16 protein-coding genes and 1 tRNA gene are annotated in these 24,345 nt (G+C 35.3%); 10 read left to right on the forward strand and 7 right to left on the reverse strand.

Going from position 1 to position 24,345, the window contains the following annotated elements:
- Position 1 precedes the first annotated feature (1 nt).
- The 4 genes from AAC069_RS15170 to AAC069_RS15185 all read left to right on the forward strand — a co-directional run bounded on the left by AAC069_RS15170 (position 2) and on the right by AAC069_RS15185 (position 2,800).
- Positions 2-394 carry a biopolymer transporter ExbD gene (locus AAC069_RS15170; RefSeq protein WP_339921281.1) on the forward strand — a complete coding sequence of 131 codons (393 nt, stop codon included), beginning with the start codon at positions 2-4 and terminating at the stop codon, positions 392-394.
- Positions 395-428: 34 nt separating this feature from the next.
- Positions 429-1,226, forward strand: a complete 798-nt coding sequence (locus tag AAC069_RS15175; protein WP_339921282.1) for an energy transducer TonB — start codon at positions 429-431, stop codon at positions 1,224-1,226.
- A gap of 192 nt (positions 1,227-1,418) precedes the next feature.
- A complete protein-coding gene (locus tag AAC069_RS15180; protein ID WP_339921283.1) occupies positions 1,419-2,639 on the forward strand; it encodes a folylpolyglutamate synthase/dihydrofolate synthase family protein in 1,221 nt (406 codons plus the stop codon).
- An 86-nt stretch (positions 2,640-2,725) separates the two neighbouring features.
- Positions 2,726-2,800: transfer RNA gene (locus AAC069_RS15185), tRNA-Val, on the forward strand.
- A 165-nt stretch (positions 2,801-2,965) separates the two neighbouring features.
- Here AAC069_RS15185 and AAC069_RS15190 read toward each other — a convergent pair.
- The 3 genes from AAC069_RS15190 to gldJ all read right to left on the reverse strand — a co-directional run bounded on the left by AAC069_RS15190 (position 2,966) and on the right by gldJ (position 7,598).
- Positions 2,966-4,393 (reverse strand): glycoside hydrolase family 30 protein, encoded by a 1,428-nt coding sequence (locus AAC069_RS15190; RefSeq protein WP_339921296.1) that lies wholly within the window; start codon positions 4,391-4,393, stop codon positions 2,966-2,968.
- A 176-nt stretch (positions 4,394-4,569) separates the two neighbouring features.
- The gene (gene murF / locus AAC069_RS15195; RefSeq protein ID WP_339921284.1) at positions 4,570-5,856 is read right to left on the reverse strand and encodes a UDP-N-acetylmuramoyl-tripeptide--D-alanyl-D-alanine ligase; all 1,287 of its coding nucleotides are present in this window, start codon (positions 5,854-5,856) and stop codon (positions 4,570-4,572) included.
- 62 nt (positions 5,857-5,918) lie between these two features.
- Positions 5,919-7,598 (reverse strand): gliding motility lipoprotein GldJ, encoded by a 1,680-nt coding sequence (gldJ, locus tag AAC069_RS15200; RefSeq protein ID WP_339921285.1) that lies wholly within the window; start codon positions 7,596-7,598, stop codon positions 5,919-5,921.
- Between the two features lie 210 nt (positions 7,599-7,808).
- Between gldJ and porU the strand changes: the two genes are divergently transcribed.
- The 5 genes from porU to AAC069_RS15225 all read left to right on the forward strand — a co-directional run bounded on the left by porU (position 7,809) and on the right by AAC069_RS15225 (position 16,202).
- Entirely contained in the window at positions 7,809-11,639 is a 3,831-nt protein-coding gene (gene porU / locus AAC069_RS15205) for a type IX secretion system sortase PorU (protein ID WP_339921286.1), read from the forward strand.
- A gap of 38 nt (positions 11,640-11,677) precedes the next feature.
- A complete protein-coding gene (gene porV, locus AAC069_RS15210; protein WP_339921287.1) occupies positions 11,678-12,847 on the forward strand; it encodes a type IX secretion system outer membrane channel protein PorV in 1,170 nt (389 codons plus the stop codon).
- A gap of 72 nt (positions 12,848-12,919) precedes the next feature.
- Positions 12,920-13,402, forward strand: a complete 483-nt coding sequence (gene cdd / locus AAC069_RS15215; RefSeq protein WP_339921288.1) for a cytidine deaminase — start codon at positions 12,920-12,922, stop codon at positions 13,400-13,402.
- A gap of 144 nt (positions 13,403-13,546) precedes the next feature.
- Positions 13,547-14,545 (forward strand): pyruvate dehydrogenase (acetyl-transferring) E1 component subunit alpha, encoded by a 999-nt coding sequence (pdhA, locus tag AAC069_RS15220; RefSeq protein ID WP_339921289.1) that lies wholly within the window; start codon positions 13,547-13,549, stop codon positions 14,543-14,545.
- A 7-nt stretch (positions 14,546-14,552) separates the two neighbouring features.
- Positions 14,553-16,202: a 2-oxo acid dehydrogenase subunit E2 gene (locus AAC069_RS15225; RefSeq protein ID WP_339921290.1), complete on the forward strand. Its 1,650-nt coding sequence runs from the start codon at positions 14,553-14,555 to the stop codon at positions 16,200-16,202.
- Between the two features lie 189 nt (positions 16,203-16,391).
- Here the strand turns inward: AAC069_RS15225 and AAC069_RS15230 are convergent, their stop codons facing one another.
- The gene (locus AAC069_RS15230; protein WP_339921291.1) at positions 16,392-17,636 is read right to left on the reverse strand and encodes a glycosyltransferase; all 1,245 of its coding nucleotides are present in this window, start codon (positions 17,634-17,636) and stop codon (positions 16,392-16,394) included.
- Between the two features lie 274 nt (positions 17,637-17,910).
- Between AAC069_RS15230 and AAC069_RS15235 the strand changes: the two genes are divergently transcribed.
- Positions 17,911-18,492 carry a tRNA-(ms[2]io[6]A)-hydroxylase gene (locus AAC069_RS15235; protein ID WP_339921292.1) on the forward strand — a complete coding sequence of 194 codons (582 nt, stop codon included), beginning with the start codon at positions 17,911-17,913 and terminating at the stop codon, positions 18,490-18,492.
- Between the two features lie 69 nt (positions 18,493-18,561).
- Here AAC069_RS15235 and AAC069_RS15240 read toward each other — a convergent pair whose 3' ends face one another.
- The 3 genes from AAC069_RS15240 to AAC069_RS15250 all read right to left on the reverse strand — a co-directional run.
- Positions 18,562-20,433, reverse strand: a complete 1,872-nt coding sequence (locus AAC069_RS15240; protein WP_339921293.1) for an OmpA family protein — start codon at positions 20,431-20,433, stop codon at positions 18,562-18,564.
- An 18-nt stretch (positions 20,434-20,451) separates the two neighbouring features.
- The gene (locus AAC069_RS15245) at positions 20,452-21,369 is read right to left on the reverse strand and encodes a type IX secretion system membrane protein PorP/SprF (RefSeq protein WP_339921294.1); all 918 of its coding nucleotides are present in this window, start codon (positions 21,367-21,369) and stop codon (positions 20,452-20,454) included.
- A 64-nt stretch (positions 21,370-21,433) separates the two neighbouring features.
- A partial coding sequence (locus AAC069_RS15250; RefSeq protein ID WP_339921295.1) for an Ig-like domain-containing protein occupies positions 21,434-24,345 on the reverse strand: 2,912 nt, incomplete at its 5' end.

The following is a 24,345-nucleotide window of genomic DNA, read 5'->3' on the forward strand; positions in this document are numbered from 1 at the left end:
TATGAATTTAAGAGGAAGAAATAAAGTTAGTGCAGAATTCAATATGTCGTCTATGACCGATATTGTTTTCCTATTGCTGATATTCTTTATGCTTACATCAACAATGGTAACCACCAATGCTTTAGACTTGGTGCTACCAAAAGCAAAAGGAAAAACAGACAGTAATAAAAACATCGCAGTAAGTATCAATAAAAAACTAGAGTTTTTCATTGATAAAGAACCAGTTTTAGAAGCTGAATTGGAATCAAAATTATTATCCCTATTTACTGCTGATAAAGACAAGGCAATTATTTTAAGAGCTGAAGAAGGGGTGCCAATTGAGAAAGCGGTTAATGTTTTGGACATTGCAAACCGAAATCAAATCAAAGTTGTTTTAGCAGTAAGACCTAAATAACGACACCCGTCCTTTAAAAAAAGAGCTATTCTACATGAAATATTTAGAAACAGAAGAAGAAAAAAAATCATTTGCAATCACATCAATCATTTTTGTGATTCTACTTGTTTTGTTCTTTTATTTAGGATTAACGTCTTTAGACCCACCTCCTGAAAATGGAATTGCGATAAACTTTGGAACAACTGAATTTGGATCTGGAAACATTCAACCAACAGAACCTATTCAATCAGCACCAATAGCAACTGCAGCGAAACAAGCGGCATCAAGTAATGACGATATTCTTTCGCAAGATATTGAAGAAGCTGTTGTGATGAAGCAAACTAAAAAAATACAACCTTCAAAAGAAACAGCAAAAGAAGAGGTTAAACCAAAACCGAAAGAAAACCCACAACCCTCAAAAAGTACTTCTGATGCACTTTCAAGCATCTTAAACGGACCCAAATCAGACGGAAAAGCAAAAGGCGGAGAAGGAAATGACAATGTTGCGGGAGACAAAGGAAGCTTAAATGGAGATCCTTATGCTAACAGTTATTACGGATCCGGAAGCGGTACCGGAAATGGTAGCGGATGGGGCTTAAATGGCCGAAGTATCAGCTCAAGAGGTAAAGAAGTACAAAAATGCAATGAATTTGGTACTGTCGTAGTACAAATAACAGTAAACAGAAGTGGAAATGTTATTGCTGCCAAATATACTAAAGGCACGACAAACACTAATCCCTGCCTAGTCGAACCAGCATTGGCAACAGCCAGAAAATACAAATGGCAACCCGATTCCAATGCACCGGAGACTCAAATTGGTTTCATTACCGTTAATTTCAAATTAGGTGAATAACTTTTTTTGGCATTTAAAGATCCGTTTATAAAATCAGCGAAAGCACTTTCAATATTTTTACATTTAAAAAAAGCAGCAATCTAATACAATCATAAGAGTCAATAAAACTTAAATTCTTAATGATTTTAAAAAGTGTTTTTTTTTACTGTTTTAAAAGTGTTTTCACACGAATACAACCAATACTCAAATAAAATGAACTATCAAGAAACTACAGATTGGATGTTTAACCAACTCCCAATGTATCAGCTTCAGGGTGCCTCTGCCTATAAAAAGGATTTAACAAACACGTACCTACTAATCAATCATCTTGGCAACCCCCATAAAGGATTAAAATGCGTTCACGTTGCCGGGACAAATGGCAAAGGTTCTACTTCTCATATGTTAGCATCTGTACTTCAAGAAGCAGGCTACAAAGTAGGCTTATATACGTCTCCGCACCTTAAAGATTTCAGGGAACGTATTAAAATAAATGGCGCTGATATAACAGAAGATTTTGTTTGTACTTTTATAAATGATAACAAACCTTTTTTTGAATCGCATGACATCAGTTTTTTCGAAATGAGCGTTGGAATGGCCTTTAATTACTTTGCAAAAGAGAAAGTAGATATCGCTATTATCGAAGTCGGAATGGGCGGCCGATTAGACGCAACAAACATAATCACTCCCTTAGTATCAGTAATTACAAATATTGGCTTAGATCACACACAGTTCCTCGGAAATACTATTAAAGCAATAGCTGGCGAAAAAGCGGGAATCATAAAACCAAATATCCCTGTAGTTATTGGAGAATTCACCAAAGAAACTAAGACTGTTTTTTTGACTAAAGCCAAAGAAACTAACTCAGAAATCTATTTTGCTTCTGAATTGATTTCAGAAAATTATACTTCAGATTTAATAGGTGACTACCAAGTTCATAATAAAAAAGCTGTTTTGCAAACTGTCGCAATACTAAACTCACAGCCGGAATTCAAGATTACTGAAGACAATAGTAAAGCTGGGCTTCTAAACGTGGTAAAAAACACTGGGCTTCAAGGAAGATGGCAGCAACTGGGCAAATCGCCAAAAATAATTTGCGACACCGCACACAATAAACACGGACTAGAGATTGTCTTGAATCAGATTCAAAAAGAAACATTTGTAAAATTACACATCGTTTTAGGCGTGGTCAATGATAAAGATTTAGATCAAATCCTACCGCTATTCCCAAAAAATGCCATTTATTATTTTTCAAAGCCAAATAATCCACGCGGATTAGACGCGACAATTTTAGCGGACAAAGCAAGCCAACATGGTTTAACAGGAACAGTATTTAATTCAATTACAACAGCTTACCAAAATGCATTGAAAGCAGCCGAAGACACTGACTTGATATACATTGGCGGCAGTACCTTTGTGGTTGCAGAAATTTTATAATTTTTTTTATTTTTTGCTTGTTTATTCAAAAAACAGCCTTATATTTGCACTCGCAATAAGGAAATGAAAATTATCGAATTGCATTAGGGCGATTAGCTCAGCTGGTTCAGAGCACCTCGTTTACACCGAGGGGGTCGGGGGTTCGAACCCCTCATCGCCCACAAACTTCTCAAGAAATTGAGGAGTTTTTTTTTGCTTATTTTTGAAATAATCATTTTCTACAACCTATAAAAAAACCGATTGTATTACTATAAATACAATCGGTTTTTTTACTCGAACTTCAACCTAACTTAATCAAGAAAAGCATACAAATCTAAAAAGTTAGTTTAATAAATTAACGTCTGAATAGCGTGTGGTAAAATAAAAATTTCGGTGGCTTTTGTACCAATGCATAAATTATACTTCAGCTTTTCATTTGTTTTATTCATAACAACCGTCACTACTTTCCCATCTTGGTTCAAGAAGGAGGTTGTTAGCAATTGGCTCCTACTAGATACACTACTAATCCTTTTAGCCTTTTCACCAATGAATTTAGAAAAATGTCCAATTACATAATAAGAAGGAGTATAAATTAAGCCTCCCGTTCTTGTATCAGCATGTAGAGGCGCAAAACAAAAATTCCCTACATGATTAGGACCACCATTTTGATCCAAAAGAACATTCCAATCTGTCCATCCTACAGTGCCGTTATTAAAATCATGAATCATTGATTCGCCATATCGTTCACCATTCGCCCATCGTTGTAGTTTAGAATAATCAAATTTCTCTACACAACCTTCAGTAAAAAGTAAATTTTTATCTGGGTACATCTCATGAACTTGCCCAACAGTTTCAAACATGGAATCTCCTCCACTCCAACTTTCGTACCAATGAAAACCAATTCCCCAAACATATTTACTAGCTTCTGGATCATCCAGAATAGTAGTTGCTCTTTGTGACAGTAAATCTCTATTGTGATCCCAAACCGTTAGCTTTTTATCTCCAAGTCCTGATTTTTGTAGTGTGGGTCCTAGATAATTTTTCACAAAATCACGTTCTTCTTCAGCTGTATATATACATGATTCCCACGTTTGTTTTGCCATTGGTTCGTTTTGAACAGTTAAACCCCATATAGGGATTCCTTCCTTCTCATAACTTTCGATAAATTTCACATAATAATTTGCCCATGCTTGGTAAAACTCTGGTAATAATCTCCCTCCTTGCAGCATGTTCTTCGTATCTTTCATAAAAGCGGGCGGGCTCCACGGACTTGCATAAACCGTTGCCTTACCACCTGCGGTTGCAATTGCTTTTTTTATTAATGGAATCCTGAATTCTCTATCATGCGCAACACTAAAACTTTTTAAGGCAGCATCGCCTTCATTGATATAAGTATAACTTCCTGAGCTAAAATCACAACTGTGTATATTGGTTCTAATTATGGAATACCCAATTCCTTTCTCCTTATCATAATATGCCTTTAAAAACTCTTCCTTATTTTTCTTAGATAATTTTGCAAAAACTTCAGCACTCGCATCAGTAATTGCCCCACCAATACCTAAATAGGTTTGAAATGTTTTCTTTGGGTTCACAAAAACACATAGCTGTGTTTCAAGTGGCTGTTTTAGATCTTTGAATTGTAAGTTTACATCTGTTTTTGTTAATCGGAAATCTGTATTATCTGCCGATGTATAAACAGTTACATTCCTACCATCTACAGAAAATGATGCCGCTTCAATTTGTTTTTTTTGCGGAAAACAAGCAAAAAGAGTCACTGCGAACAATGCTACTGTCGAAATTTTTTCATTCTTATTTTTGTATTTTATTTTACCAAATGTAAATTTACATAGGTTCCCCTTCTATAAAGAAACCAAATAATTAAAAACCATTGTCAAAACACTGCTACAATCATCTATGAAGACGACTCTATTAAAAAAAAACGTACACTTACTTAAACTAAATACTCCAATGTTCTTTCCAATGCCATTCCCCTTGATCCTTTAATAAGTATTGTACTATTTTGGATTACTTCATCCTTTAAACCAATTGAAAAAGACTCAAATGCTTTATGAAATTGAAATTGAGGACTATCAACCTTGCATAAATAAAATGCCGCACCAATAAAGAAACATCGTACTGCTTTCTCATTCAAAAGAGAATTAACAAGTTCCTGATGTTCTTTTTCACTTTCATCACCCAATTCAAACATATCTCCTAAGATCATTATCTTATTAGGACTGTCTAATTGAAGAAAATTTTCAATCGCAACCGCCATACTACTTGGATTAGCATTATAAGCGTCCAGAATAATCTGATTTGTTCCTTTCGTTAACAGTTGTGACCTGTTATTTTCAGGAACATAGCTTTCTAAAGCCCCTTTTATAGACAAATCATCGACTTTAAAGAACTTTCCTATCGCCAACGCTGCATTTAAATTATTAGCATTATATAGACCTATTAAATGAGATGAAATTATAATATCCGCATAACCTATCTCAACAAATGGATTCGCCTTCACTGATGTAATACACATATCCGTATTATCCCTATTTACACCAAAAGTAAAGGACTTTATATTTTTTGTTTTTTCAATTTGAATAGGATCTTCAAAGTTTACAAAAGCTAATTTATCATTTTGAGACAAATACTTATACATCTCACTTTTACCCTCAATAACACCAGCAACGCCGCCAAAACCTTCCAAATGGGCTTTGCCAAAGTTCGTTATATAACCATAATCAGGTTTTGCAATTTCACAAAGAAATTCAATTTCTTTTTTATGATTGGCCCCCATTTCTACTATTCCTATTTCTGTTTCTGCATTAAAAGACAACAAAGTCAACGGAACTCCGATATGATTATTTAGATTACCGACGGTCGCTTTTGTTTTGTATTTCTTAGCAAGAACTACTTGAATTAACTCTTTTGTAGTTGTTTTTCCATTACTACCCGTAAGCGCAATGATAGGCAACTTTAGATATTTTCTATGAAATTTTGCCAATTCCTGTAAAGCCAATAGACTGTCTTCCACCAAAATTGTTCTTTCATCAAGATAATACGCTTCATTATCAATTAACACATAAGACGCGCCCTTTTGTAAAGCTTCCTTAGCGAATGTATTGGCGTCAAACCTATCTCCTTTTATGGCAACAAATAATGAATTTGACTCTATTTTACGCGTGTCAATTGAAACTGATTTACATTTCAAAAATAAACTATGAATTCTAGCTATATCCATTTAAAAACGATTAAAAAAAAAGCCCTAATGAAAGGGCTTTAATTACTATTTTATATAAAAATTTAATTTCTCGCTGATTTTCTTTTATCAGATTTTGGTCCAACTCTAGACATTGCACATCTAAATCCGATATAGTCAGTAGCCATATCTTGTGGAAAATACCTTCTTTGAGCAGGATCTAACCAATAGGCTCTATCTCTCCAAGACCCACCTTTATAAACTCTTACATCATCATTGATCAAAGTTGTTCTCTTATTAGATCTATCGTATTTTCTAACCATTGACCCTAAGCTATCTGTTGTTACATTATGCCTAGGCGAATTATACATTGATTTATCCCCTTTTAATTTATCAGCATCTGACTCAGAAGACCCAAAATCATAATATTTAGATGACTGTTTATCACCATCTCTATAATTGATATTATTACTCTTATCAAAATTTTGTCTTAAATACGTTTCGTTTTCATCAACTGGAACTTGCGCAATTTGACCTGGAAAACTTCTTACTATAATTTTCCCATTACTTAAAGTATCGTGCTTCATTGTCTCTAAAGTGACAATTTCTACTTTACCATCTGCTCCAATTTTATTTTTAGTATAACGGTTTCCTCTAAAATAATTGAAATCATTTGATTCGTTATCTATAATAGGTCTGTAAACATCGGCAACCCATTCGGCCACATTTCCAGCCATATCATACAATCCAAAATCATTCGCCGGATACTTTTTCACTGCATTAGTTATATCAGCTCCATCATCTGACCAACCTGCAATTCCACCGTAATCTCCATTACCTTGTTTAAAGTTAGCTAGCTGATCTCCTTTACTTTGTCTCTTTCCAGAACGGGTATAACTACCAGACCAAGGATATTTTTTCTGTCCTTTATAAATATTATATTCTCTCTGCCCTACATCAGCAGCAGCAGCATATTCCCATTCAGCTTCCGTAGGAAGTCTATATTCAGGTAAAATAATACCAGATGAACGTTGTGCGTATACATTTTTTTGTTCAACAACTTTCCCGTCTTTACCCGCTTTAGGGCTTTTCTTAGCTCCTTTTGGCAAAACAATTTCTTCATTACCTCCGTAAGTCATTGTTGGCGCTTTCAAATAAGTCTCCGTACTGAAAGAACTTTCTGCAGTAACATCATTTGTTTTAGCATTCTTTTTCAAGTAACCATTTTTTTCTAAAATAGCTTCATTTACACGATCTGTTCTCCATTTACTAAACTCTACAGCTTGAATCCAATTTACACCAACGACAGGGTAACTTGCATAAGCAGGATGTCTTAAATAGTTATTAGTCATCGTCTCATTATAGCCCAATCTATTTCTCCACACTAAAGTATCCGGTGAAGCACCTTCATAAATATGTCGATAATTATCATCAGTAGGTGGGAATACATTTTTCAACCAATCTAAATACTCCAAGTACATAAAGTTAGTAACCTCAGTTTCATCCATATAGAAAGACTGAACGTGTTGTTGCGTAGGAGTATTATTCCAATCATGCATTACATCATCCTGTACTTTACCCATTGTAAAAGTTCCTCCTTCTACAAAAACTAATCCAGGTCCAGCCACTTGTTTTTTACTACTAGAAGCTTTTTTACTATCAACATTCCAGCCAGTAGCCCTTGACGCATTTTTTGAACTTGATTTTTTACTACAACTGGCAAAACCAATAATCATTGTTATTGATAGCATCAATCGTAAGGCTGTAATTTTATTTACTTTCATACTCTTTTAAAGGTAATAATTTAAGTGCTGCAATATAATAATTAACAATTAACCCACAACACCGTTTTTGATAATTTTATTCTGATGATTGATATAAAACATATTATACAAATCAAACGCAAATTTATACTATTTATTATTTATTTTTATACTAAAAGATATATTTTTACTTTCTATAACAATTAACTATTCATGCAATTTAAGCAAAAAATGCAAAAACTACTACTTTATAGTTTATTACTACTTTCTTATATATCACATGGACAGACTGCTGATGATGTAACTATTACATGGATAGAAAAAACAGAAGTTTCTTTTGGGAATTATAAAATCAATATTCCTCAATTCACAGGAAACAGTTACCAGTATGACGCATCTGAAAAAAAACTTTTATTCAGCTTAGAATTAGCAAACCCTGTCCTTTTTGACGGCAGCAATGTCCAAATCACTAATATTGTATACGAATCAATCACTACTAATCAACTTGGAGATTTAGCCCCTGAAAATATCCCAAAAAAAATAACGCCTTCCCTAAGGAATACGCAATCACGAGGCATCACACAATCATTTCTCAGCTTATCCCCCATAGTGAAAGATGAATATGGCTATAAAAGAATCAACTCTTTTTCATACAACATCGATAACACAACCGCAAAGACCTCAAAATCAAACAAAACAGTAAATTCAATCTCTAACTCTATTTTAGCTAGCGGAGACTGGTATCGTTTTTACATTGAAAAATCTGGAGTCTATAAAATTTCTAAAAGTTTTTTGCAAGACATGGGCCTTAATACTAATACCATTAATCCAAAAAAAATAAAACTATATGGAAATGGAGGAAGAATGCTCCCCTTGTCAAACAATATTTATTACCCTTCTGATTTAACCGAAAATGCAATCCAAATTATTGGAGAAAATGACGGAAGCTTCGACAATGACGATTACATTTTATTCTATGCCGAAGGCCTTGACACCTATAATATAGAAAGCCAAACTTACAGCAATCTTTATGATAGTAAATCCTATTACTACATCACGACTTCAGCAGAAGACGGAAAAAGAATCAAAGAAACAAACCAACCCGCCGGCAACAGTACACTTAACTTAAACACATTTGACGACTATCAATTTCATGAATTAGATTTAATAAATATTGCAAAACTAGGTAGACAATGGTTTGGTGAATCTTTTGACATTAAGCAAGATCAGGAATTTGAATTTAATTTCCCAAACATAGACGTCACCACCCCTATAAAAATTAAAACTACCGTAGCTTCTGCAGCTTACACCCCTACTTCTTTTCAAATAAGCTCCAATACCCAAAATATTGGTACTATATCCTTTCCTGCAATAAATACTAATTCAGAAACTGAATTCAACACTGGTACTTTACCGAGCAACACTTCCTTTAATGGATCTGAAAATATAAAAATAAAACTTACCTATAACAACAACAGCGTTCCCGGCTCAAAAGGCTTTCTGGATAACATCCAATTAATTGCAAAAAGAAAACTTCAAGGGTATGGAAAACAATTCAACTTTCAATACGACGCTTCAATTGCTAGCTTAGGAATCGTTAATTACACCATTTCAAACGCAGGAGCAATTAGTCAAGTTTGGGATATTACCGACTTATATAATGTAGGTAAATCTGAAAACACTAATCAAACGAGCTTTTCATTCAAAGCAAATTTAGGAGAACTCAGAAAATATGTCGCAATTGACGCTTCTGACTATTATACCCCTAAAAAAGATAGCAAACCTAAAGTACTTAACCAAAACATAAAAGGAACCATTTTCAAAAATAATCAAGGTCAATTTGAAGATATCGACTATGTAATTATCACTCCGAATTCTTTAATTACGCAGGCTGAAAAACTAGCCAATTTCCATAGATCCTATTCAAAACTGAATGTAAAAGTCATTACAATAGAGTCAATATACCCAGAATTTTCTTCGGGAAAGCAAGATATCGCAGCAATTAGAAATTGCATCAAATATATTTATGAAAATGCTTCGACCGCTGCTAAGAGAATAAAATACGTAAACCTTTTTGGCGATGCTTCTTATGACTATAAAAACCGAATCGCAAACAACACTAATATCGTACCCACGTATCACGCACTTAACAGCCGTACAACAGGAGAAGCTTCATTTGCATCTGATGATTTTTATGGTCTGATGGATAGTAATGAGGGAAATATTGTTTCTTTTTTTGGAGGGATTGACATCGCAGTTGGAAGAATGATTGTAAACAATCCACAACAGGCCGACGAAATGGTAAATAAGGTAATTGAATACCATGATATAAAATCATACGGAAGCTGGAGAAACAACTTCGTGATGATTAGCGATGATTCAGACGCCACCTCCGATGCCAATTTACAAAGCAGACAAAACACATTAGCCGATATCATCACCACTCAAAAACCTTTTTTTAATATTAATAAAATTATTTTGGACTCTTACGTTCAAGAAGCATCTGCGGGAGGTTTTAGATATCCAAAGGCAAGAACGGATTTGTTCAATGCATTTGAAAAAGGTGCTTTGGTTTTCAATTATCTGGGACATGGTGGCGAAGATGGATTATCATCTGAAAGAATTTGGGAGAAATCTGACGGACAAAATTTAAGTAACCAATACAAATACCCCCTATTTATAACTATTACCTGCGAATTCTCCCGTTTTGATAACCCTTCGAGACCCACAGCCGGTGAATACACGTATTGGAATCCAAAAGGTGGCGCCATTGCAATGATCACCACTATTCGTTCTATCGGACAATTTAGCGCTGAAAACTTCAATGATGTTTTATCTGAAAAACTGTTCTCTTATGGCTCAAGCCAATACACCTCTATTGCTGAAGCGTTACGAATATCAAAAAACAGTAATCCAAACAGCGCTACAAATGTAGTATTCTACATAGGTGATCCCGCGTTAGTCCTAGCGATTCCTAAACCAAAAATAAAGCTTACAAAAGTAAATGACATTCCAGTATCACAAACAACTGACGATTTCAAATCATTAGCTCGTATGAAAGTTAGCGGAGAATTAACCGATGAAAACGACATGCGCCTAACCAACTACAACGGCGAAGTCGCTACTACAATATTTGACAAAACCATCCCAAGGACAACATTAAATAATGACGGCAATAGCACGCCAATAAAATTCAACACTATAGGCGAAACCATTTTTAGAGGAAATGCTTCTGTTGCAAATGGTTTGTTTGAATTTAGCTTCGTTGTCCCTAGAGACATTCGTATTCCATTGGCAAACGGCAAAATCAGTTTTTATGCTAAAAAAGACCAAGCATTAGAAAACCAAACTGGATTTGACACCACTATCCAGATAGGCGGAATTAATGAAAATGCCACCGAAGACAATATTAGCCCAAAAGTTAAGTTATATATGAATGATGAAACTTTTGATTCTGGTAGTATAACAAATTCATCCCCATTTCTGTTGGCTTTCCTCGAGGATGAAAACGGTATCAATACCGCTAGCGGTATAGGACATGATATTGTGGCAATTTTAGACGGAGATGTAAGTAATCCATTTATATTAAATGATTACTACCAAACAAATCTTGATGATTACACCAAAGGAAACCTCCGATTCCCTTTGCGTAATTTAGCGGTTGGCTTACATACGATTACATTTAAAGCGTGGGACGTTTACAATAATCCAACAACTACAGAAATACAGTTTTTGGTCGTTGGGGACGAAACAATAACGTTGACGCATGTATTAAATTATCCAAATCCATTTGTTAATTACACTGAATTTTGGTTTACACACAACAGGCCTTTTGAACCTTTAATGACACAAATACAAATTATGACAATAGCAGGTAAAGTAGTCTGGACAACAAACCAAATCATTTCAACCGAAGGTTTTTTATCAAAAGAGATTACATGGGATGGAAAAGACGATTTTGGAAATAGAATAGGAAAAGGAGTGTACATATACAAACTCACCGTCAAATCAACCCTAACCAATCAAAAAGCTGAAAAGTTTGAAAAACTTGTGATACTTTAATAAAACACTATATTTGTTTAATGAATTCCTACAAAAAAATGAGAAAACTAATACTTTTTACAAGCTGCTTACTCGGTATTTCTTTTGCAAATGCTCAAGACAGAGTAATTACAACCGCTGTCCCTTTTTTATTAGTCTCGGCTGATGCCAGGGCTGCAGGTATGGCAGATATAGGAGTTGCTACATCAGCAGATGCTTTTTCGCAACAATGGAATCCAGCAAAATATGCCTTCGCAACTGACAAGCAAGGGTTTTCCATAAGCTACACGCCGTATCTTACGGATTTAGCAAATGACATCTCATTAGGTCAATTAACATATTACAATAAAATAAGCGACCGAAGTGCTTTTGCAGGTAGCATCCGTTATTTTGGCTTCGGAGAAATCGAATTACGTGAAACCGGAGATCCAACTGAGGTTCCTAGAACAGTTTCGCCCAATGAGTTTGCAATGGACGGCTCTTATTCCTTAAAATTAAGCGAAAAATTCTCTATGGCTGTTGCCGGTAGATACATCCACTCGAATTTAAAAGTGGTAACTGATAATGGAGATGCTTCTGCAGCCAATTCGTTTGCAATAGATGTTGCAGGGTTTTACCAATCAGAAGAAATGGCATACACTGAATTCAATGGAAGATGGAGAGCAGGATTTAATATTCAAAATTTAGGTCCGAAAATCAGTTATGATAATGACGAAATAAGCACTAACTTTTTACCGGCAAATTTAAAAGTAGGAACAGGATTTGATTTTATTTTAGACGATTACAACAAAGTAGCGTTAAATGTAGAATTCAACAAATTATTAGTACCCACACCTCAAGATCCTGATTTAAATGGCGACGGAACAATCACACCTGAAGAAAGAGGACAAAATTTAGATAATTATCGTTCTATCGGTTGGGTTTCCGGTGTATTTAAATCATTTGGAGATGCTCCGGACGGTTTTAGCGAAGAAGTGAAAGAAGTAACTTATGCGGTAGGAGCTGAATATTCATACCAAGACTCCTTTTCTATGCGCGTGGGTTATTTTAATGAAAGTCCATTAAAGGGCGCTAGAAAATTCTTCTCTATGGGTGCCGGCTTTAAATATAATGTAGTCAAAGTAGACGTCTCTTATTTGTTTTCAGCTTCAAAAGTTAAAAATCCATTAGAAAACACATTACGTTTCTCTCTTACTTTTAATTTTGGAGACAAATATGATGTATATTAGCGATATCTAAAATCAAATTAACAATCCAAATTTCAACACCATGAAATTTGGATTTTTTTTCCTTAAAAAACGATGAGAAAAATTACTATTACCAGCCAATTTTCGGCTTATAACTCACTTCAAGAATTACCTACTGACATCCAAGATTTGATGGAACAAGCTGTCGCGGTTAGAAAAAACGCCTATGCTCCTTATTCAAAATTTCGGGTAGGCGCCGCTCTTCTATTAGACAATGGAAAAATTGTTTTAGGCTCAAATCAAGAAAATGCCGCATATCCTTCAGGCCTATGCGCTGAACGCGTCGCCATTTTTCACGCAGGTGCTGTATATCCTGATGCAAAAATTCTAAAGATGGCAATCACCGCAGCTTCAGATACAAATAAAACAATCGCACCAATCCCACCTTGTGGAGCTTGCAGGCAATCAATAGCCGAATACGAAACCCGACAAGAGACTCCGATAGAAATTTATTTCATGGGAGAAACAGGCGATATTTACAAATCAGATTCTTTAAAAAACTTGCTACCATTTATGTTCGACAAAAAATTCTTGTAAAAAACCTAAAAAGAAGCCTTTTAATTTTACTTCTTAGATGGAATGTCTTATTTTTGCGATTCGCAAATTTGTGTGAGGAGACTATTTTGCGTTATAGGTACTAGTTGATAACACAATAAAAACTTTAGCAAAAGAACAATTGAGATGAAAGAAGTTACAAAAGAGGTTTATTTAAAGTGGTATGAAGATATGCTCCTTTGGAGAAAGTTTGAAGACAAACTTGCAGCATTATACATACAACAGAAAGTCAGAGGATTTTTACATTTATACAATGGTCAAGAAGCCGTACTTGCAGGTGCTCTGCATGCGATGGACTTGACAAAAGACAAAATGATTACGGCGTACAGGAATCACGTTCAACCAATCGGAATGGGTGTAGACCCAAGACGTGTAATGGCTGAACTTTTAGGAAAAGTTACCGGAACTTCAAAAGGAATGGGTGGTTCTATGCATATTTTCTCTAAAGAACACCGTTTTTATGGTGGTCACGGGATTGTAGGAGGGCAAATTCCTGTAGGAGCAGGATTAGCTTTTGCAGATAAATATTTTGAAACAGGCGGAGTTACCATGACCTATTTTGGAGATGGAGCTGCTCGTCAAGGATCACTTCACGAAGCTTTTAACATGGCTATGTTATGGAAATTACCAGTTGTTTTTATCGTTGAAAACAACGGTTACGCAATGGGAACTTCTGTAGAAAGAACAGCAAACCACACAGATATATGGAAACTAGGCTTAGGGTACGAAATGCCTTGCGGACCAGTCGACGGAATGAATCCAGTAAAAGTAGCGGAAGCGATGACAGAAGCTATCGATAGAGCAAGACGTGGAGACGGACCTACATTCCTCGAAATGAAAACATATCGCTACAGAGGACACTCAATGTCTGATGCTCAGCTATACCGTTCTAAAGACGAAGTAGAAGAATATAAAAAAATTGACCCTATTACTCAAGTTTTAGACTTGATAAAAGAGCAAAAATATGCTACCGAAGAAGAAATTGCTGCAATTGACCAAAGAGTTAAAGATTTAGTCCAAGAATGTGTAACATTCGCAGAAGAATCTGACTACCCTCCAGTGCAACAACTTTACGACGTAGTATACGATCAAGAAAACTATCCATTCATACCTCATAAACTATAAATCAATTATGGCAACAATTATAACTATGCCTCGTTTGAGCGATACTATGACGGAAGGAACGGTAGCGACTTGGCTTAAAAAAGTAGGAGATAAAATTAGCGAAGGAGATATCCTAGCTGAAATTGAAACCGACAAAGCAACAATGGAGTTTGAATCCTTTAACGAAGGAACTCTACTATACATAGGTATTCCAGAAGGAGAAACAGCACCAGTAGATTCTTTACTTGCTATTATAGGAAAAGAAGGTGAAGACGTTGCTGCATTAATTGCAGGACAATCAGCACCTGAAACCGAAGCAGCTAAATCTGAAACTGAAAAAGCTCCTACTCCATCTGAAACTACAAAAAAAGAAAAAGCACCAGCAGCAGAATCAGCATCTTTACCAAAAGGAGTTGTTGTAGTTACTATGCCACGTTTAAGTGATACTATGACAGAGGGTACAGTAGCATCTTGGTTAAAAAAAGTAGGCGACAAAGTTAGCGAAGGTGACATCCTAGCTGAAATCGAAACAGATAAAGCGACGATGGAATTTGAATCTTTCAACGAAGGAACCTTATTATACATAGGTATCGAAGAAGGAAATGCTGCACCAATTGACAGCTTACTAGCAATAATTGGACCTGCAGGAACAGACATCAAAGGTATTGCCGAAAATTATAGCGCTAAAGGTTCAGCTTCATCTACAGCAGCAACTGAAGAAACTACATCAGCACCAGCTGACGTAGCAACACCAGTTACTCAAGAAGCTTCAACTGATGGACAACGAATTTTAGCCTCACCATTAGCAAAGAAAATCGCAAGTGACAAAGGAATTCAATTGACACAAGTAAAAGGTTCTGGTGAAAATGGACGTATCGTAAAAAGCGACATCGAAAATTTCACTCCTGCTGCACCAACTAGCGCAGCACCAGCTGCTGCTGCAAAAACAGCTACTACTGCTGCACCAACTCCAAAAGTATTTGTTCCTGCTGGAGAAGTATTTACAGAAGAGATTAAGAATTCGCAAATGCGAAAAATCATAGCTAAGCGATTAGCAGAGTCTTTATTTACTGCGCCTCATTACAACTTAACTATCGAAGTTACGATGGATGATGCAATGAAATCTAGAACTATAATCAATAGTATTCCTGATACAAAAGTTTCTTTTAATGACATGGTGATCAAAGCATGTGCTATGGCATTAAAAAAACATCCAAAGGTAAACTCTCAGTGGAAAGAAGATGCAATTACAATCAATCATCATGTTAATATTGGTGTTGCTGTAGCTGTAGAGGATGGATTAGTTGTTCCTGTATTGAAATTTACAGATGCTATGAGTTTATCTCAAATTGGCGTAAGCGTAAGAGATCTTGCTGGAAGAGCCAAAAACAAAAAACTACTACCAACAGAAATGGAAGGAAGTACTTTTACTGTTTCTAACTTAGGAATGTTTGGTATTGTAGAATTCAATTCTATCATCAACCAACCTAACTCTGCTATCCTTTCAGTAGGAGCAATTGTAGAGAAACCAGTGGTTAAAAACGGCCAAATTGTAGTAGGAAACACCATGATGTTATCTCTAGCTTGTGACCACCGTACTATCGATGGAGCAACTGGAGCTCAGTTCTTACAAACATTGAAACAATACATAGAAAACCCAGTTACGATGCTTGCATAATTACTGTTTCTATACAAAACCAAAACCCGTCTTGCGTAATCTTGACGGGTTTTTTATTTGGGCATGGCCCCGCTTCCACTAAAGTTTCAGCGGCGGCGGGCTGTTCGCTATATCTTTTATTCCATTTCATTCCATAAAAGGATGCCGCTTCCATCCCTCATGCGAAAACGCCCCACTACAAAAAATACCCTATACTTTATTCTTAGCTTCAATCCACATCGACATATACTTGGTGCTTTTCAAAGTATGATGCTGCAACAATGATCCCATAAAATTATTCAAACGATGTTTTTGTAAATTAGCTTGTGGCCATTTTATCTTCTCCATAAAATCATCCTCAAACAATCCTCTTAAATACCGGTGATTAATTATATCAACTCCGTTTTTTTGAGCTTGAAGCCAAAGTCTTTCATCTTGATATAACAATACCGCTTCATTTGCAAAAACTACCGAATTACCTGCTATAAAACCACTCCAATCCAAATCACCGTGCATCGATTCTGCTCCAATAGACGTAGTAATACTTGGCGTTCCACACTGCATCGCTTCTAACAACTTTCCTTTAATTCCTGCACCAAAACGCAATGGAGCTAACATCACTCGAGCTTCTTGCACCACAGCACTCGCATTAGCGGCGCGGCCCTTTACAATAAAACCTTCCTTAATATTATTGAGTTGCAACACTTTTTGTGATGGATAAGCGCCATAAACATTTAAAACAGCCTGAGGTAATTGTTTTTTTATAAGAGGCCAGATAGTTTCTTTTAAATACTGAACCGCATTCCAATTGGGTTCATGGAGAAAATTACCAATGAAAACAAAATTATTCCTTTCTTCAAATGAAGGCAACGTATCCATATCGGCATTAGATATTTCTTCCAATAGAAGAGGCAAGTAAAATAATAACGAACTATCAATCTTAAATATTTCTGTAAGCAATTTCATTTCATATTCTGAAATCATCAAAGACAAATCACAACGCAAAATACTAGCTATTTCTCGTTTAGCTACATCTTCCACTAATAAATCAGCCTCCACAAAAGCTCGTTTCTCTTTGAATGCTTTCTGACGAGCTACCCGCAAGCAATGCAAATCTTCGGTGTCTAATAATCGGAAGGCTTCTGGACAGTTTTCGCTAACGCGCCAGCCAAACTGCTCTTCCATCATAAAGCGATCAAACATCACCACCGATGGATCTAGTTCACGCACAAACACATCAAAACTCGAACAGTTTAAAGTGATTTTTTTTGTTACTACTTCTTCTAACACCAGGTCAACCATAAAATCACTGACCATCGCAGGACTTGCAAATGTTACAACAAATCCATTCTCTTTAAACAGAGAAATCAACTGTAGCATTCTGGTCCCCGCAGCCGAAGAATTCGGTTCTGGCCACACACTACCTATTATTAAAAGCTTTTTAAACTGATCCATCTTTGTAATTAATATCAGATACAAAATAATACAATTTATACCATTTAATGTTTGATTTTACTGTAAAATAAAATGATGATTTTTTTCTTAAAATAGAACAACCGATTAAAGCATAGCTTTTGTTACGGTTTTCTTTTATGTTGAAATACAAAGGATAAAAGTGCGTTTTATTCCAGTAAATTCGAATGTAAAATGGTATTATATCTCTAAGCCAATCATTTAAATAAGAAATCAGAAAGAAAACACTAATTTTGCAATAATTAAATAAAATGACATGTTAGGATTAAAATTAGTCACGGACCCAAGGTGGGTAAATATAGTTGAATCAAATATTGAAGAAATTTTGACAGACCATGCTTGGTGTGAACAAAAAGCAGCTTCAAATGCCATTAGCCTTATCACGCAAAATTCGGAAAAAGAAGAATTAGTAACCGAATTGATGATCATTGCTCGAGAAGAACTAGAACACCTTCAGATGGTGCACGATTTAATAAAAAGCAAAGGGCTAATTTTAGGCAGAGAACGCAAAGACAGCTATGTTAACGAACTTTTTAAATTCATGAAAAAAGACGGAAGCCGTAATGACGCCTTATGTGAACGTTTGCTTTTTTCAGCCATGATTGAAGCCAGAAGTTGTGAGCGTTTTAAAGTACTTTCAGAAAACATAAAAGATCCTGAATTGGCAAAATTTTACAGAGACCTAATGATTAGTGAAGCGGGGCATTACACTACTTTTTTAGGCTTTGCTCGAAAATATGCCGACAATGTTGATGTAGACAAACGTTGGCAACAATGGATTGATTTTGAAACATCCATCATTGTAAATTACGGAAAAAATGAAACTGTACACGGATAGTGAATCACAAATAGATAAATAAAAAAAGGGATGTCTTTCGATCATCCCTTTTTTTTATAAAACATACTATTATTTTTTAACTATCATAAATTCTGAACGTCTGTTTGTAGCGTGCTCTTCATCGCTACAATTAAGTTGACAATCTATCTTTAGCTCAGATTCACCGAATCCCTTTCCATCTATTTTATCAGCACTAATTCCTTTAGAAACGATATAGTTTATAGTCGACTTAGCTCTTCTATCGGAAAGATCAAGGTTGTATTTATCATCTCCACGCGAATCAGTATGCGATTTTACAAAAATAACTAGATCCTCATTTTTAGACATTACATAAACTAACTTATCAAGTTCAGCAGCACCTTCTTTGGTTATATTGCTTTTATCGTAAGCAAAATAGATTGGGTTCAAAACGATTTCTCTTTCCGTAACAACAACCTCTTTCATAGGATCCAAAGAAATATTAACAACTAAACTCCCCTTGATAGTTTTTATAGCGGCACTTTTTTGAGAAATAAAACCATCTTTATTTATTTCAACAAAATACTCTTTACTACAATCTACATCAAATTTTACCTCACCACTCTCATTAGACAATAATCTATCAACTACAATATCATTTCTATCTAACAAAACCACTCTAGAATTAGATAATAAATTACCTGTCTTGGAGTTTTTAACTACTGTTACTATTTGTGATTTACATATTGGAATCGCACTGTATATATTATCAACACCAGAACGGTTGCTCGATAAAAATCCAATATTATTATCTTTATTATAAGTAAAAGCAAAATCATCCTTCGCTGAATTAACTGGCTCACCAATATTATAAGGTTGATTAACTTTATTCAAATCTACCGAAAAGATATCATACCCTCCAAAACCAGCTAATCCTTTTGAGGAAAAATACAACACATTATCATCTGAAATAAAAGGAAAACTTTCATCACCAGCAGTATTTATAGTACTCCCAAGATTCTCGGGAGTTCCAAAACTCCCATCACTATTAACTTTAACTTTCCATATATCGATACCACCTATTGATCCAGGCATATTTGAAGAAAAATAAAGCATCTTTCCTTCGCTATCTATTGATGGATTACTTGTTGAATAACTACCACTGTTAAATGATAGTGGCGTAATTCCAGTCCACTTTCCATTTTGTTTTGTTGCTTTATATAAATTAACTTGGCCAATTTTTAATTTATTAACCTTATCTTTTTCATATAAATCATCGTTAAAACTTTCACTGGAAAAATATATAGTATTTCCGTCTTTAGATAGCGACACCGGCCCTTCATGAAACCTTGTGTTTAATTCTGAAACAGAAATTGGTTCAGAATAGTTACCATCACTACTATATGTAGATTGATAAATATCTAAAAATGGCTCATCATTCACACCATAAGTTTTACCCCCTACGTTTCTAGCACTTGTAAAATACAAGGCATTACCCTGCATTACTCCTCCAAAATCAGATTTATCAGAGTTAATTTCTAATTTATTAACCATGAATAACTTCTCCTTCTTCAAAAGTTCAGACAAATAGTCCTTATTAGCTATAAAATCAATAGCCCTTTTATCATTTGGTTTCATACTTGCAAATTGCTTCATCTGAATATTAGACTCCGCATACTTCCCATTCGATTTCAACACTTGTGCGTAATTATAATATACTTCCGCATCTTGTTTACCCATTATAGCTTTTGCATACCACTTCTCAGCCTCTACAGTATTAGCCATATTGAAATTACAATCGCCAAGCTGTTTATAAACGTACGAATCTGTATTTCCATCTTCAACTAACGACAGATATTCCTTCGTTGCTTGAATATATTCAAACTGTCCAAACAATTTATCAGCAATCTTTGTATCTTTATTTTGTGCTGTCAGTGAGATACTCGAAACCACCAAAAACAATAGTATAGTAAATTTTTTCATTAATCGTAAAGTTTAATATTAGAAAAATCTTGGAGAACGAGACACTTTTTTCGGAACAAATATATCATACAAGAGAATAAATTCATGCGAAGACGGACTAGTTACTTTCAAATCTGAAATAATATGATCGTACGCATAACCTATTCTTAATTCTGGTGTTACAGCAAAATTTACCATACCACCAAAACTATCTTCTAATCTATAAGTAGCTCCTATCTCAAATTTTTCTTTATACAAAAAATTTGCAGATAAGTCCAAAGAAGGATTCACATTAGCTGCAGATTTAAGCATAAATGACGGCTTGAATTTTAAATCATAATTAACATCAAATACATACCCTGCAGTTAAAAAATAATGAGATACATCTGAACCATATTCACGCCCATTATAATCTAAATGTGCAGACTTTACTAAATTCGGAATTGAAAAAGCTACATAATAATTTCCTGTATAATAAAACGCCCCAGCTCCTAAATTCAATGATGCATCATTAATATCTTCGCCAAAAATTCCTTCTGAAGGATCTGGCAAGGAAGATTGAATGTCTCTTAAACCAACTTGATGAAACGACACGCCAGCTTTTATTCCTAAAGCAAGTCGACTGGTCTCATTTAATTTTAAAGTATATGAAAAGTCTCCAAATACGTTCTGTTCAGTTACTGGTCCTACCTTATCTGAGATAAAAGACAAACCTGCTCCAACATTATTACCCACTGGTGCATGTCCAGAAAAAGTAAAAGAAGTGGGAGCTCCTTCAATATTAACCCACTGCTTTCTGTATAAAGCTCCAAAAGATATACTTTCCTTGGAACCTGCATAAGCGGGATTAACAATATTCATATTATACATATATTGCGTATAATGAGGGTTCTGTTGCGCATTTGAGTCAATATAGGCAATAAGAACTAAAAGAGAGGTCAAAAATATTTTATTCATATCTATTTGTTTTTCGTTTTATTCATCCAGAAATTAACATGGATTTCAAAAATAAATTAATTTACTACTTTTCTCTGATTAGATAGATCCAACCTGTTTTTGTTACGCCTTTATTCAGTTCTATTACATAGTAATAAGTTGCACTTGGAAGGTTATCTCCTTTATCTGACTGTCCTTTCCATTGATCGGTATAATTAGATTGTTCATAAACTTTAATTCCATATCTATTAAATATTTCCAGTTTTTTCACATCCATTAATCTTAAATCAAAATAATCATTTGATCCATTACCATCTGGGGAAATACCTTTCTGTATATTACAATAAATGGTTTCAACTGTAATCGTTTTTGTTGTTTCACAACCTGTTGCAGTTGACACTACTGTTAAAGTATAGTTTAAAGGAAAAACTTCTTTTGCAGAAGTTGATTCAATCAAATCAGAAACATTTAAAATATTTGAATTTGTCCCTATTGGAGAACCTGAGCTATCTTTCCATTGATAATCTACATTATTTGGATTGTATGAATTTGCCAATGGACTAGCTATAGCCACGTATTCTTTATTTGTGCAGTCGCCGACGATTTCAAATTGAATTTGTGGAGGTATTGGATTAACCGTAATACTTGCTGAAGTAGAACATGTTCCAAAATTAGCTATCACAACATAATTCCCTGAAGGAGCAGTTACTAAATCCACAGACCTTACAACCCCTGTTGATGGACTTATAGTATATGAATAAGCGGCATTATAATTGGAAATCCTAAAGCTTCCTAAAGAAGAGATACAACTTGGCTGGGCATTAATACTTAATATTGGCTGAACTGGTAATGGAAGCACTACATTAGTGATTACTGAACTTGTAGATATACAACCTGACACATTAGTAACAACCACATCTACATTTTGACCATTTGTTAAACTTGATGTTACATAAGTTGCCGAAGTTCCGTTTTGAACACTTGAACTATTTACTCTAAAATTATAATTAACACCACCCCCTGCAGTAAAGATTACTGAAGTACCTGAACAAAATGTATTATCAGAATCATTACTAGACAAAGTCGCGATTGGCAAGGCATTTACAGTAAATGTTTGTGTCACTATACATCCATTACTGTTGGCATAGGTTATTAAGCTCGTACCAACTGTAACTCCCGTAACAACTCCAGAACCATTTATCGTAGCAACACTTGGGGAAGCGGATACCCATGGGTTTATAGTATTTGGTGTAGCTGAGCCTGTTAATGTTGTTGTTAAGCCAACACAAACGTTTAGACTACCAGTTATGGTCGGTAAAGGATTTACAGTTATTGTTTGAGTAACGATACAACCATTACTATTTGTATATGTAATTACACTTGTACCAGCTGAAACTCCTGTTACAACTCCAGAATTACTAACCGTAGCTACACTTAGAGTAGCAGATACCCAAGGATTGGTAGCATTTGGTGTAGCAGAACCTGTTAATGTTGTTGTAGCACCAACACAAACAATTGGAGTACCTGTTATCGTTGGTACAGAATTTACAGTTACTGTTTGAGTAATGGTACAACCATTTACATCAGTATATCTTATCACACTAGTACCAGCTGAAACTCCTATTACAACTCCAGAACTATTAACCGTAGCTACACTTGGAGTAGAAGACGTCCATGGGTTTGTAGTACTTGGTGCTCCTGAACCTGTTAACGAAGTTGTTGAACCAACACATACAGTTGGACTACCTGAAATAGTAGGCGTCGCATAAACAGTAAAAATTTGATTTATTGTACATCCATTACTATTCGTGTACGTGATTACACTTGTACCGGCTGAAACTCCTATCACAACTCCGGAATTATTTACAGTAGCAACACTTGGAGTAGCAGATACCCAAGGATTGGTAGCATTTGGTGTAGCTGAACCTGTTAGGGTCGTTGAAAAACCAATACATACATTTGGAGTACCAGTAATCGTTGGTAAAGAATTTACAGTTATCGTTTGCGTAATGGTACAACCATTTGCATCAGTATATCTTATCACACTAGTACCTGCTGACACTCCTCTTACAACTCCAGAACTGTTAACCGTAGCTACACTCGGAGTAGCAGACGTCCATGGGTTTGTAGTACTTGGTGTTCCTGAACCTGTTAACGAAGTTGTTGAACCAACACATACAATTGGATTACCTGAAATAGTAGGGCTCGCATAAACAGTAAAACTTTGATCTATTGTACATCCATTACTATTCGTGTAAGTGATTACACTTGTACCGGCTGAAACTCCTGTCACAACTCCAGAACCATTTACAGTAGCAACACTTGGATTAGCAGATACCCAAGGATTGGTAGCATTTGGTGTAGCCGAACCTGTTAGAGTCGTTGAAAAACCAATACATACATTTGGAGTACCAGTTATCGTTGGTAAAGGATTTACAGTTATTGTTTGAGTAACAGTACAACCATTACCATTCGTATATGTAATTACACTTGTTCCAGCTGAAACTCCTGTTACAACTCCAGAACTACTAACCGTAGCTACACTTGGAGTAGCAGATACCCAAGGATTGGTAGCATTTGGTGTAGCAGAACCTGTTAATATTGTTGTAGCACCTACGCAAACATTTGGAGTACCAGTAATCGTTGGCAAAGAATTTACAGTTATCGTTTGCGTAATAGTACAACCATTTACATCAGTATATCTTATCACACTAGTACCTGCTGACACTCCTGTTACAACTCCAGAACTATTAACCGTAGCTACACTCGGAGTAGCAGACGTCCATGGGCTTGTAGTACTTGGTGTTCCTGAACCTGTTAATGTTGTTGTTAAACCAACACAAACAATTGGATTACCTGAAATAGTAGGGCTCGCATAAACAGTAAAAGTTTGATCTATTATACATCCATTACTATTTGTGTACGTGATTACACTTGTACCGGCTGAAACTCCTGTTACAACTCCAGAACTACTAACCGTAGCTACACTTGGAGTAG

Source organism: uncultured Flavobacterium sp., assembly GCF_963974175.1.
GTDB lineage: Bacteria > Bacteroidota > Bacteroidia > Flavobacteriales > Flavobacteriaceae > Flavobacterium.

Bases quoted from the DNA above. Each gene is read 5' to 3' on its own strand.
- AAC069_RS15170 (WP_339921281.1), top strand. From the start codon at position 2: ATGAATTTAAGAGGAAGAAATAAAGTTAGTGCAGAATTCAATATGTCG.
- AAC069_RS15175 (WP_339921282.1), top strand. From the start codon at position 429: ATGAAATATTTAGAAACAGAAGAAGAAAAAAAATCATTTGCAATCACA.
- AAC069_RS15180 (WP_339921283.1), top strand. From the start codon at position 1,419: ATGAACTATCAAGAAACTACAGATTGGATGTTTAACCAACTCCCAATG.
- murF (WP_339921284.1), bottom strand. From the start codon at position 5,856: ATGGATATAGCTAGAATTCATAGTTTATTTTTGAAATGTAAATCAGTT.
- gldJ (WP_339921285.1), bottom strand. From the start codon at position 7,598: ATGAAAGTAAATAAAATTACAGCCTTACGATTGATGCTATCAATAACA.
- porU (WP_339921286.1), top strand. From the start codon at position 7,809: ATGCAAAAACTACTACTTTATAGTTTATTACTACTTTCTTATATATCA.
- porV (WP_339921287.1), top strand. From the start codon at position 11,678: ATGAGAAAACTAATACTTTTTACAAGCTGCTTACTCGGTATTTCTTTT.
- cdd (WP_339921288.1), top strand. From the start codon at position 12,920: ATGAGAAAAATTACTATTACCAGCCAATTTTCGGCTTATAACTCACTT.
- pdhA (WP_339921289.1), top strand. From the start codon at position 13,547: ATGAAAGAAGTTACAAAAGAGGTTTATTTAAAGTGGTATGAAGATATG.
- AAC069_RS15225 (WP_339921290.1), top strand. From the start codon at position 14,553: ATGGCAACAATTATAACTATGCCTCGTTTGAGCGATACTATGACGGAA.
- AAC069_RS15230 (WP_339921291.1), bottom strand. From the start codon at position 17,636: ATGGATCAGTTTAAAAAGCTTTTAATAATAGGTAGTGTGTGGCCAGAA.
- AAC069_RS15235 (WP_339921292.1), top strand. From the start codon at position 17,911: ATGTTAGGATTAAAATTAGTCACGGACCCAAGGTGGGTAAATATAGTT.
- AAC069_RS15240 (WP_339921293.1), bottom strand. From the start codon at position 20,433: ATGAAAAAATTTACTATACTATTGTTTTTGGTGGTTTCGAGTATCTCA.
- AAC069_RS15245 (WP_339921294.1), bottom strand. From the start codon at position 21,369: ATGAATAAAATATTTTTGACCTCTCTTTTAGTTCTTATTGCCTATATT.